General features: G+C 42.5%; 5 protein-coding genes. 1 reads left to right on the forward strand and 4 read right to left on the reverse strand.

Annotated elements, in window-relative coordinates:
• Positions 1–59: 59 nt before the first annotated feature.
• The 4 genes from AC0J5Y_RS05315 to AC0J5Y_RS05330 all read right to left on the reverse strand — a co-directional run bounded on the left by AC0J5Y_RS05315 (position 60) and on the right by AC0J5Y_RS05330 (position 9,991).
• The gene (locus AC0J5Y_RS05315; protein ID WP_475131861.1) at positions 60–5,357 is read right to left on the reverse strand and encodes an SdrD B-like domain-containing protein; all 5,298 of its coding nucleotides are present in this window, start codon (positions 5,355–5,357) and stop codon (positions 60–62) included.
• A gap of 142 nt (positions 5,358–5,499) precedes the next feature.
• Entirely contained in the window at positions 5,500–7,608 is a 2,109-nt protein-coding gene (locus AC0J5Y_RS05320) for a beta strand repeat-containing protein (RefSeq protein ID WP_475131862.1), read from the reverse strand.
• A gap of 82 nt (positions 7,609–7,690) precedes the next feature.
• A complete protein-coding gene (locus AC0J5Y_RS05325) occupies positions 7,691–8,155 on the reverse strand; it encodes a hypothetical protein (RefSeq protein WP_475131863.1) in 465 nt (154 codons plus the stop codon).
• Between the two features lie 222 nt (positions 8,156–8,377).
• The gene (locus tag AC0J5Y_RS05330) at positions 8,378–9,991 is read right to left on the reverse strand and encodes a hypothetical protein (protein ID WP_475131864.1); all 1,614 of its coding nucleotides are present in this window, start codon (positions 9,989–9,991) and stop codon (positions 8,378–8,380) included.
• A 588-nt stretch (positions 9,992–10,579) separates the two neighbouring features.
• On the opposite strand from AC0J5Y_RS05330, the gene aceE reads away from it, so the two are divergent.
• Complete coding sequence (gene aceE, locus AC0J5Y_RS05335) at positions 10,580–13,393, forward strand: pyruvate dehydrogenase (acetyl-transferring), homodimeric type (protein ID WP_475131865.1); 2,814 nt, start codon at positions 10,580–10,582, stop codon at positions 13,391–13,393.
• Positions 13,394–13,401 lie beyond the last annotated feature (8 nt).

Here is a 13,401-nt window from a genome sequence, read left to right on the forward strand (position 1 = left end):
TAAGGAAAAACGATTCCAGAAAAAAGTCACTCAAGATGGTGCCTTTTTAATCGACCGTCTTATAATGTAGAGGATACAGGTGCTACACGTTGATTTTTACGTGGGTCTTCACGCTTAAATAGATCTTCATCAAACTTGAAGCGTAGTCTAAAGTAAGCGCCCTCGATGGTAGTATCGTCATAAGCGATGTCTTCATCTTCAAAGCCCATGAAGTTATAACCAAGCGATAACCATAAATTGTTCATTGGACTATAGCCAACTTCAGCGCCAACTAAATAGGCTAGGTCATTTGCTTGCTTATTCCAATAAGTACCTGCTTGTAAACCAATATCCCAGCGCTCGCTAATATCATATAAGCCACGAGCATACACAGCATGAGCGGTATTGTCACTTGCGATACCTTGAGCATCGTATTCAGTATATTTACCTGCATAGTGACCTGATAACGTTAATGGTCGCGTTGGATGGTAGTTACCGCTCCATGACCAGATAATAGCATCCTTTTGATAAGGGTCGTCACCAGTGGCATTATCATCTAAGCGATATTCAAGCTTGGCCAGCATATCAAGCTGATTGCTATCGTAGTCGCGATAGGCGGCACCAAGTTGAAAGCGATTGATAGTCCGATGACCATCACCATAATCAACTTTTGAATAAATATCTTTGGCTAATAACGTAACTTCATCGTTATAACGATAAGCAACGCCAGCACTACCTAATAAGGTGTCACTGGTATCGCCCCAACGTTTTTCTAAGCGCCCTGATGCTTTATAATTTTCGTTAGCAAGGTATTCAACGCCAAAACCTGCTGCAGTTGAGGTACTGTCTTTCTCACCCTCTAAAGATTCGACACGCTCGAGTAAAGTATTAAGCGTTAAGCCTTTTTGCACATACCATTTATTCTTTAGACCAATGGCAGCTTCCGCTTCGCGAGCACTGATGGCATCACGTAGACGGTATTCACTATAAACCTTGCCATCCTTCATATAAGTGGCATCAAAGCCAACAACAGTGCGTTGACGCTCCTCAGAATCGTCTAAACCATAGCTGCCAGACAAGCTATTGATTAAATCATGACGAGCATAAAGTCGACCTAAATTACCCAGTGCTGTTTCACCGCCGATAGAGGTTGCGTTGCGTGAGCTGTGTTCAATATCTTGCTCATACTCAGCAAATACCAATGAGTTATTCAGCTTTGGCAAACGCGCGGTTAGACGGGCGCGGGCAGTGGTGCCTTCCATGTCTTTTTCAGTGTTGCTGATGTTGCTTAGCGCAGATTGATTGATGATGTCATCATTTGCAAAAGTATCATTAGTAATATCTACCACATCAGTTGCTGCTTGGATATTACGTGAAGTACCTTCTTGTTTGTAATAACGTACACCGACCTCACCAACGATATTTTTACTTAAAAGCTGCTCGATACTGGCCTGTACACCCTCAGTACTTGCATCAGTAATATGATTTTCTGTGCGTACGCCTTCAAGTTTAAGCGCAGTCTTTTTCTCGTTTAAAGCGTGGATGATCTCGATGCCAGATTCAGTGCGACCAGCAGTTTGTGGTGACGCGCCAGTGACAAAACCGATATCGGTATCGTTATAATAGGCTTTTGCACGAGTATTTTTTTTATCGTCATAGTCAAGCTCGATACGTAGTGCATCGCCTTTGACGTCTTTATTTTCTAATTCTGTGACATTGATCTGATTGCTCGGCTGGAAGTTTAGATCTTCAGCTTTATTTTTGGCATATTCTGCGACCAGTTTTAGCTTGTCATTAAACTTAACCACAGTATTAACGCTAGCAAGCTCTTCTTTATTCAGTGGATCATCACTATTAATATAGCTGCCACCGATGGCAATTTTATCAGTCAATTGTTGCTTAGCAGCGACGCCACCTACCCAGTATTTCTCGCCACCTTCATCGACTTCGACAGTGACACGTAGGTAGATAGGGTTGCCATCGATATCTTGGCTAGCAATCGGTGATTTTAAATATAAGCTACGGCTAATAGGATCGATTTCATAATCAGCAAAGCGCGTCAAGGTCTCACGGCGTACGATACGTCCGGGATTATTAGCATCACGGATGATTACTTCTATAGTTTCTGAATTTTCTAATAATGCATCAAAATCATTAGAAAGCGGATAAGGACCTGAAATACCCAAACCACGAGTTTCATTGACACGCTGTGAGGTGCTAGTCTCAGCAGCAAACGCAGTAATACGCGTGTTGCTATCTTCAAACTGAGCTTTGACACCAGTCAGCGTACGATTGTATTGACCGAGCTGAATACCTTCATCGTTGTCAATTTGAGTCTTCAAGTCGCCATACATGGCAAATGAGCGACCTTTATCTAGACGTACATATAGCTTGCTCGTCGATTGCGCATCAAAACCTTTGGCTGATGAGTCGCCATAAACGGGATAGTATTCGCCCGGCTCGATATCACGGAACAGGCGCTCGCCTTTTTTGTCGCTGTCATAAGCAAGCGTTAATAGATAATCACCGCGTACTTTACCTTTTAGGAACATTGCCGCACGACCGGTCGCTGAGTAATCATCGTTACCGGCTATTTCGCGAAGCTCTTTTTCAAATGCACCTTGTGCGTCAGTGATATGACTACCATCAAAGTCTTTGAGCGATATTGCGCCTTCAACGATACCAACAGCTATTAATGGACGCAATTGAGCCGTAAACTGTAGCGGAATTACTTGCTTAGTACTGCCGGTATCGATGATCATCTCACCTTTACCGGGTACGCTTGGCGCAGTTACGGAGATCAACAGCTCACCACCATTGACAGTAACTTGCGTGCCGGCTTGGTCTTTACTGCTATCTGCCAAGTTGATACGGCCAATATTGGTATCAAGCGTAAGCGAAGTAGAGCCAATATAGGGACGGTTGTCACGATCTTTTAAGCTAATAACGACTTGATATTCGCTGACGCCATCAGCTGCCACCAGTTGTTTTTGGGTACGATAGCTAATAGATTGTAAAATATCCGGTGTTAATACCTTGATAGTTTGTTCAGAAATAACTTTGCCATTCACGTCAGTTGCAACACCGCGTAAGGTATTAGTACCACGCTTTAAATCGACCGCGTAATAATCAAATGCAGTGACATTCTGCTTTTGTTGTTCAGCCGTTTTACCGATGTGTTCTCTTGATATGGCTTTACCGTTGGCATATAGAGTGAAAATAGAACCCAGTGGGGCTTGTACCTGTACCATTTGTTTATAAGTGCTGAGCTGCTGACCTTCACTCAAATTAATGAAAGAGACGTTATTAGTTACTACTTCTTTAAGGTATTCTTCTAACTCTTTTTCTATAGGAGGTGCAATTTTAGTAATTGCCATCTCAACGCGATTTGCAGATGGGTTGACCATTTCATTGACGATGGCTGAATCGCATTGAATTCCTCCATCTAAAACATCATTAGATTTACAGCCGCTGGCATTGATATTGTCTTTATCGTCGCGATTATAGTCAGGATCTAAAGTTAGCTCGCTTTTAACCGCTTGCTCTAAGCGATCGTTTTTGGCACCGATACTTTTGCTACGTGCTACAAGCTCTGCGTTTAATTGTTCAGTGCTGTCCGCCATACCGCCAACGATCCCGAAGTCGGCACGATGCAGCTCACCATATTTGAGGTCAACGAAACGGCTACCAGCATCACCAGCATTACGGTTGCTTTGAGTGACCAGTTCTGTGGCGTTTGGAATAGTGGTGCGGTCAACTTTTAGGACGTGTGTCTTGGCGCTGATACCATAGAAGTTATATTTGCCTTCAGAATCGGTGACGACGAAGTTACCATTTTCCATATAGATACGCACACCAGCAACGCCAAGCTCGCCATCGTCTTTTTGTTGGATGCCGTCACGGTTGATGTCATGGTAGACCTTACCAACGATGATACCGTCAGTATTCATAACACCGCGATCGACTTCTACTTTCCACTGGGCTTCTCTTGATACCAAGCCCTGACCTTGCTCAGTAGTAGCAACAGCAGTCGCACGATTGATACCATCACCACCTAATGCCGATGAACCGATAAGGACGCGGTAAGTGATCTCTCTAGTTTCGTTAGCGGCTAAGTTACCTAGATTTAGGACTTGATATTTGCCTTCCGTTTTGAACTCAGTAGTTTGCGCTTGATTGATATTGATAGTCGTCGTAGGAATAGTAACGCGGGCGCTACCTTTAATATAGTCAAAACCGCGCGGCAATGCGTCTTTTAATTCAACGTTATAAGCCGTACTGGTACCATTGTTTTTGATATTAATCGTATAGTTGACATAATCGCCAAACTCAGCACTTTTAACGTCACCCTCTTTAGTGACCTGCAAGCTAGGGTCTTCATCAACGATGGCGATAGTGCTATTGATATCTTCCGTAATTTGCTGTTTTACACCATTTTCATCGACATAAGCATCTAACTTAGCGAGTAAATTATCACCTTCTAGCGTCTGAATAATATTGTCATTAATGGCATTAGCATTATTTTCTGTCGGTGCTTCTATACGGAATTTGCCAGTATTATCACCAGTCTCAATAGCTTTAAGTGAATACGTATCACCAGTCTTAGGAGAAGTGATGGTTAACCATACTTGATCACGTACGTCATCTTGCACATTACATTTAGCACAGCTGGCTTCAAGATAAACATTTTCACCTGCTTGAGATGTTCTTCTGTAACCATCCCATGAATCAAGCATAAAATCGAGTCGTGATTCAACGATAACAAGATCGTCAGCTACTAAAGCGGTAATAGAAGGGTCTTCGACAACAGTAGCGCCGAGCTTGATGCTAGCAATATCATCGGCTTTAGCATTGGTATCAGATAATGCTTGTATAGTAAGCTCAATGCTCTCGCTTTGACCTAAAGTAATCTGAGCGGTTAAATTGTTATCTAACTTAATCTCTTTATCGACACCATCATCGAAGCGTCCGTTGTTATTCAAGTCTTGATAGAGTTTTACGTTCGATAAACTATTAGGTATAGTCAGGCTCAAATCGATAGTCTGATCACTGTAACTGGTATTGGTTAGAAGGTTTTTCCAACTAACGGTCGAGCCAGGGGCGATAGTCTTTGTTGGCGGCGAGGTTAGGCTAATACCATACTGAGGAAAAGCAGACGATTGAACATTCACTTGGTTAGAGGTGCTAGAGATGACGATGGCAGCTTGACTGTCGACGTAGTAGCTTGCGTTAGCGATGTTAGCGATAGTCTGTACAGCAGTATTAGGTGCAGCAAAAGCCATATTTGATTGCATAAGCAACATAGCAAGCGTCAGAGCCGAAACCTTGGCTGTGCCTGATGTTAAGCTTTTAGACGTATTGATTACACTAGAGGTCATAATATGTCGCTTATCCAATAAAATATAAGTGAGTAACAGGGTAGAGCATCTCTAGCTTGACTAATCTCTTATTAGTTCAAGCTAGAGCGTTAGTCTATAAGCGTCTTGTGAAGCTTATAGACTTTGCAATATTAAATATAAATTAACGAGCGTTTTTGATTTTGATTTTAAAGGTCAAGGTGCCAACGCCGCCAGGAACTAGTGTGTAGTTAGTACCAAGAACCGCAGTACTAGTGGTACTAGGTGTGCCTGCAGTAGATGAAGCAGTCACAGAAGTAGCAGGTGAATTAGCTACTAAATCCGCACCCGCTGAGAAGTTAGACAACAAATCCGAAATCGTTACACCAGTAATATTAAAACCTAATGCCGCTGAAGAAGTGTTAGTCGCCTGAATACGATAGATGACACATTGATCAGGGGTTGCATTGAGCACAGTTTGAACGAATGTGCCTGCAGCAACCGTACCTGAACAAGTCGTATCTAATGATTGAGCCTTCACTAAAGCTAAGCCTCTAACGTTAGTCGTATCAGTCACTGAAGTCGCAGCAGGTGGATTAGTACCAGCTGGGGTCAAAGTTACGATAGTCGTTTCAGTGCTACCAACAGCTGCCGCATCAGCAGCAGTGGCAGGAGTGGTTACATTGCCCGACGACACATTATAGTTGATCACTAACGTGCCACCAGGTGCAATACCATTTGGAAATTGAGCGGTTGGTAGTGTAGAGCTATTAAGAGTGTACGTATTACCACCAGCAACGGTAGGTTGCAGCGTTACAGTAACCGGGGCTCCATTACCAGGCGGCGTATAAATAGCACTAACAGGACCAGTAACCGGTCTGACAGCCTCATTATTGCCACCATCAGCAATAGTGAAAGTCAATGGATTAGTATTGGTACCTTCAGCATCTTGACCGCTGTTAGTAATAAGAGTTGAATGGGTCGCTTGACTAGCAGTGCCTGAGGCAGGGGGGATTTCTCTAGTCGTTGGATTGCTCACTATAACCGCTCGTCTGGTAAAGTTAGTTACACCAGCAGTATCTATACCATCTCCGTTAGCTAGATCCGCAGCAGCAGGTACTCTAGTAACATCTATATTGTTATTTGTACTATCCAAAATATCATAGTCAGTACCAAGTACAGGAGCAGCAATTAACGGGCTAACTGCACCGACGAACTTATCGTAGACTTCTACGTTGTTCGTTGCTGAACTATTAGCAGCTGTATACTGTTCTCTATTGACGTTGACCGTGAAAGTAATTGTGCGACTTGCGCCAACTGCTAAGTTTGCTACGGCAACATTAATAGCTTGTCGAGTACCAACAGTAGAAATCGTAGCGGTACCAGCGCCACCAGTTACGGTCACGTCTGATGCAGCGTTGTTAGGCAAACTTAAACCTACAGGAAGGACATCCCTGATGACAATATCAGTCGCAGCAGTACTATAGTCAGTAGTCGCGTTAGTCACTACGATACTATAGTTGATCTGCGGATTAGCCACTGTCAAATCGACAGTACTCGTCGCTGTTTTTGCAATTTTGAAGGTAGGCAATCTCACGATAGTTTGGTTTTCGTTCACCAATGTCGCACCAGGTGCATTATTAGTAGTGAAGAACGTACTGGTTGCTGTTAATGTACCAACGCCTTTGTCATTACCGTTACGAGCGGCTGGTGTAGCTGCTTCGTAGCTTAGATTAGCTCTAGTACCTGGCTGTAGTTTAATAGTACCACCATTAGCTATGGTGCCTGTCTGTGCTTGACCATTTAAAGCGGTGACTTGAGCAGGAGTTAAAGCAGTACCATCTGCTTGTACAATAGTAAACGTAATAGACGCAGTACCTAAAGCATAGTCTGGAGTAGCCGTTACTAGTGCTGAGTCATTACCTGTGGTATTAACGGTATAAGTATCCGTCACGTTACCCGTGTTGGTTAAATTATGAGTAAAGGTAGTCGTACCACCTGGCGTAGCAGTCTGATTGATAGCAGTATCGTCACCAAAGCTACCATCATCAACAGTCGACGTGAGTGCAAAGTTAGCCGTTTCGCTAACGTTGACAGTCACGATGTTGGACGTCACGTTTGGCTGAGCGATACCAGCAACACTATAGTTTGCGGTTGCAACGTTATTGATGGCAGCAGCACCTGCACTAACACCACCAGTAGTATTAGGAGTAGCTGCATTAGCACCAGAGATACCCATTGCTGCGGTAATACCGACAGCAAGCAAGCTATAGTTAAAAGTATTTGATTTCATGTATGACTCCAAGGGTAAGGTTTAAAGGCAAAGCGGTTGATTATAGTAAAATAAAGGAGATGAGCATTGATTTTTAATTTGTTCAATCTACAACTGTGTTTAGAGCAACAGCAGCTGATTTCTGTGCGGGTAACAGTTTGATATTCCAACGCAAAGTACGGTATTCAGAAAACGGTATTTTGACCATCTTGCCATTGACTTTACGCATCAGTGGCATATCCATATAGTTCTTGCCATCGATGCTAGCTTGGGCACTAGCAGGACTTGCCTCACCAGTGAATGTCATATTGGCAGGGATAGGCAGGACCACTGCTAAGTCTTGAATATCTTTGTTAATCGTATTAAAGTAATTGGCTTTATACTGAATGACGGTTCCCTTGGGTGCAGTACGTACAGGCACATAACTTATTTTACCTTCAGCGTTAGTCACTACTTGATTGGCTGTCAGCTGCATCTTTAGAGCATCTTCTGCATGAGCAGCCCCCAATAAACAAGTAGAGGTCAAAGTTGCCAATAAAGCACTGCGTAAAAAGTCAAAACGTTTCATATAAAATCCTTTCTCAAAACATTGGTATTAGAGCTATCTTTTTTAACTATTTGCTATAAGGTTGAATTGCCTTTCCATAGCGCATTTTCACAAAAAAATAACATGGTGTCACTATAAACACGACAAAAGGTAGTTTTAAGTTCCCTGACGGTAAGTCGATTTAATAACGATTAAGAATCTTAGAGCTGGTGAAACAGAACGAATCGATATAACAATTCGTTATTAAGGATTTCCATTCGTTGTGCCGTACTTAGTATTAAAATAGAAGTCACGGCTTGTTCTTTGGTTTAGAGGAAAGGGGTTGGTTTTGACTAGACCGTTTTGACCAATAGGAACACTATCAGAAGCATAATCAGTTGTGCTAGCTACAGGATTAGCTAATATTGATGTGACCAAAGCACCATTTTGTCCTTTCTCTTGCAATCTATCTTGCACGACAGAATTGGTGATAGGGGTATTTGCACGATTGGTTGCCGTTATTCTATAGGCGATACATTGTCCAGGTACAATATTGCCATTAATACCTTCTGTGCTAAAGCCTGTTCTAGGATCGGAAGTAGTAGTGATATTATTGTAATTCAGCGCAGTAGAACAATCATTTACAAACTGAAACTTTCTAAGGACTAATGCTGCGTTTTCTGTGATGACTCTACCGAAATTCCTATTGGGATAATTGTAAGTCGTAGTTGTAAATCCAGTATTGATATTGTCACTAGTGGTTCGAACAGGATAAGTAGCTCCCGTTCTACTCTCTATCAAGCATATACTTCTATTGGTACCAAATGTTGAGAGAGGTACGCTGAACTGATACTCACCAATGGTAGCACCCGTACCTGAGGGCTGCGTGGCATAGATGGTAGATGTATTTGAACAACTCACTAGTCTGACCGTACTCCCTGCAATACCGCTTTCAGGAGGCGTATTGAATACCCCATTGAAATAATTGGCGTTGTTGTAAGTACCAGTCGTAAAGTTAGGTTGATTAGCATTGGCTTGAGGAAGGGTTATACCACCATTGTCGTCAAATACTGTACCTGAGAAAATATACTGGGGGACGTAACAGTAATTGTCTACACGAAAGTCAATTTCTTGGTTGGTTGATGATACTGAAAGGCGACCTGTGTTCGTATAACGAATTCTCACTGAAGCGACTGGTTGAGAAAATTGTATAGAACCTTGGCAAGCTGTACCTAGATCTTTTGCTGGGCAGTTAAAAATATTGGTCGTATATAACCCTTGAAAATAAGCAATATTTGAGCCTACTACTGGCTGGAATATGCCTTCAATAGTAGTACCTGTCTGTGTGACACCTGTAATTTGAACATAATCATCAAAGGAATTGCCATTACTGTTAGCGTAATCAATGTCAAATGCACTTAAAGCTACGTTAGTAAGAAAAATTGGCTGAGACGTTATGCTATTACGAAAATCAAGATTTACGTCTGTAAAAGCAGTCGTATTAGGGAACGTTCTTCTAACGTTAATAGCATTGAGACCACCTGCACTAATGACACCAAAATTACTCAATTGTGTACTCGTGCTGGATTCAACCGTATTCATCCTGATCTGTAAAGGAATACTGCCTGCTGCATTGCCTGCAACCGTGACGTAATTATTGGTATTGACCGCAGATACCAAACTGGAGTAGTCAGCGTTAGTCAAGTTGCCTTGAGAGAAGTTGGCAGGACAAGTTGCACCTGGATTGGGTGCAAGTGCAAATGATGAATTGCTGATCGTAAGAAAAATCATCGCTGTCATCAACGCCAACATTCGATATAGATATGTACCAAATAATTGTGAAGCTATTGCATTTACAAAGCGCTGAGTCTGATACATATTGCTATCCCTATAAACTGATATTCACTAACAATTATTTATGTAAATACGCATGATAAACATAACCAAAAATATGTGCATATTACTTAATTCATCATATTAAGCAATAATTTTGTAAATTTCCTAAAAAAACGGATGAATGGCAGATTTAATATGACCAAATACATATTTGCTGCTAAATGTCATAGTCATCGCTCATCATCAAAAATCTCCCAACAAATTTTTTAAATGCTTAAAAAAACATAATCAGTATTTATTTTAAAAATACTTGTTATATCGGCATTTCTTTATCGCTATAAACAATACGTGAATAAACCCCTATAATAGAGCGTCAATATCATTTGATGATGAAAGTCGCATATCGGCTGTCGTTTACTTTTACTACGATGTCTTTTTGAACCCCATGCCAAGCTACAGTTGCTGATTATGAGCAACTGGTCTGTAATAGCCAAGACATATAATGGAATGACGAGATGCAGAAAAGAAGGCATTAGGTAAATCGTTTGCTTACGAAAATATGTATAACTCTGTGATTTAATAATACCCTGCCATCGTGTAGGGATGACTGATAAAAAAGGATTAGAGAAGATGAATTATTACAAGGATGCTGATAGCAGCGAAACGCAGGAATGGCTGCAAGCTTTTGAGTCTGTGATTAAGCATGCTGATAAAGATCGTGCACAGTTCTTATTAAAGGCCCTATATAATATGGGGGTGCAAGAAGGTCTGCCATTTAACCGTCTAGATACAGCCTATATCAATACCATCGCCGTTGAAGATGAGCCAATGTACCCAGGTGACTTGACGATCGAGCGCAAAATTCGCGCTTTGATTCGCTACAATGCTTTGGCGATGGTGATGCGCGCCAATAAAAACGATGACGATTTGGGTGGTCATTTAGCCTCATTTGCTTCTAGTGCGACGCTATATGAAACTGGTTTTAATCATTTCTTCCGTGCAGCCAGCGATCATTTTGGCGGCGATATGATTTATTATCAAGGTCACTCAGCACCAGGTATGTATGCCCGTTCTTATCTTGAAGGTCGTTTGACTGAAGATCAGTTGGATAATTTTCGCCGTGAAGTCGGTGGTAAAGGCTTATCAAGCTATCCGCATCCATATCTAATGCCGGACTATTGGCAGTTCCCAACGGTTTCGATGGGCTTGGGTCCTATCATGTCGATCTACCATGCGCACGTTCATCGCTATATGGAAAATCGTAAGTTATTAGAAAAAGAAGGCCGTAAGATTTGGGCATTCTTAGGGGATGGCGAAACTGATGAGCCAGAAAGCTTAGGTGCTATCTCTCTTGCTGGTCGTGAAAAGCTGGATAATTTGATTTGGGTCGTTAACTGTAATCTACAGCGCCTTGATGGTCCTGTTCGTGGTAATGGTAAAATTATTCAAGAACTTGAGTCTGTATTCCGCGGTGCAGGCTGGCGTGTGATTAAAGTCATTTGGGGCGGTCAGTGGGATAATTTACTCGATAAAGATGATACTGGCGTTCTAAAACACCGTATGGAAGAGACAGTTGACGGTGAGTATCAGCTATATGAAGCGCGTACGCCTGAATTCACACGCGAGCATTTCTTTAATAAGTATCCTGAACTCAAAGAGATGGCAGATGCCTTAACGGATGAAGATATTTCGCGTCTGAACCGTGGTGGCCATGACCCTATGAAGGTTTATGCCGCGTTTAGTGAAGCGATGAAAACCAAAGGTCAGCCTACGGTTGTCTTGGTTAAGACAGTTAAAGGCTATGGTCTATCTACCACTCAAGCGGTTAATAAATCGCATCAAGTCAAGAAGCTTGATCAAGACGCATTAGTATACTTCCGTGACCGTTTTGACTTGCCATTTACCGATGAGCAATTAGAGACGCTACCGTTCTATCGTCCGGCTGAAGATTCAGCAGAGATGAAGTATCTAAAAGGTCGCCGTGAAGCATTAGGTGGTCATCTGCCAAATCGCCGTAGTGGTCATATTCCATTGAATATCCCTGATTTATCTATCTTTGATCGTGTTCTAAAAGGCAGTAATGGTAAAGAGCAATCAACCACCATGGTGTTTGTGCGTCTATTATCAGCAATGTTAAAAAACAAAGATATTCAAGACCGCGTTGTTCCTATCGTTCCTGATGAGGCGCGTACCTTTGGTTTAGAAGGTATGTTCCGTCAATTGGGTATCTATTCTGCTGTAGGTCAAAAGTACACGCCTGAAGACAGTGAAGCTTTGATGGGTTATAAAGAAGCCATCGATGGTCATATGTTAGAAGAAGGTATCAACGAAGCGGGTGCAATGAGTGCGTGGATTGCGCTAGCAACCAGTTACTCTGTAAACGCGCTACCGATGATTCCGATGTACATTTACTACTCTATGTTTGGTTTCCAGCGCATTGGTGATTTGGCTTGGGCCGCTGGTGATTGTCAGGCACAGGGTTTCTTACTTGGTGCAACGGCAGGTCGCACAACGTTAAATGGTGAAGGCTTACAGCATCAAGATGGACATTCACAAATTTTATTCAATGTCGTTCCTAACTGTGTGAGCTATGATCCTTGTTATGGTTATGAGTTGGCAGTGATTATGCATGATGGTTTACGCCGCATGTATGCTGAAGGCGAGCGTATTTACTACTATCTCACCGTGATGAATGAGAATTATGAACAACCTGCCATGCCAGAAGGCGTGGAAGAAGGCATCAAGCGTGGTATGTATCTGTTAGAAGATAATGGCTCTGCCCAAGTTCAACTATTAGGTTCTGGTGTTATTTTACGTGAAGTACAAAAAGCGGCACGTATCTTAAAAGATGAGTTTAATATCATATCTAACGTCTGGAGCGTAACGAGCTTTAATGAGTTGACACGTGATGGTATGGCGTGTGATGACTATAACCGCCTACATCCAATGGATGAAGAGCGTGTGCCATGGATTACTGAGCAGCTTGCACCGCACGAAGGCATTGTCGTTGCCGCAACGGATTATATGCGCAATTATTCAGAACAGATCCGTGCATGGTTGCCAGATAGCCGGCCATACACCACGTTAGGTACTGATGGCTATGGTCGCTCAGATACTCGTGAGAATCTGCGTAGCTTCTTTAACGTCGACGCCGCTCATATCGTTGTCGCGACTCTAAAACGCTTGGCTGATGAAGGCGAAGTAGAAATGCGTCTGGTTAAGGACGCCATCTCAAGCTTGAATATCGATATCGATCATCCGCCTGCATGGCAACAGCAGCCTTATTATGACCATTCTCCAGACGCTCCAGCACCTGGTAAGGTCAATCCGACTCCTGTACCTGAATTCATTGCTGAAGACGATGAAGAGATAAGCAGTGAAGGTCGCGCCGAAGATCAAGCCGATGCAACTTTACTGAATGATGATGACGTCGAAGAAAAATAACCATAAGA

It is taken from the genome of Psychrobacter sp. TS_SC_6 (assembly GCF_056156305.1).

What these genes read in the sequence shown, in the direction of transcription:
- AC0J5Y_RS05315 (WP_475131861.1), bottom strand. Translation starts at nt 5,357, where the DNA reads ATGACCTCTAGTGTAATCAATACGTCTAAAAGCTTAACATCAGGCACA.
- AC0J5Y_RS05320 (WP_475131862.1), bottom strand. Translation starts at nt 7,608, where the DNA reads ATGAAATCAAATACTTTTAACTATAGCTTGCTTGCTGTCGGTATTACC.
- AC0J5Y_RS05325 (WP_475131863.1), bottom strand. Translation starts at nt 8,155, where the DNA reads ATGAAACGTTTTGACTTTTTACGCAGTGCTTTATTGGCAACTTTGACC.
- AC0J5Y_RS05330 (WP_475131864.1), bottom strand. Translation starts at nt 9,991, where the DNA reads ATGTATCAGACTCAGCGCTTTGTAAATGCAATAGCTTCACAATTATTT.
- aceE (WP_475131865.1), top strand. Translation starts at nt 10,580, where the DNA reads ATGAATTATTACAAGGATGCTGATAGCAGCGAAACGCAGGAATGGCTG.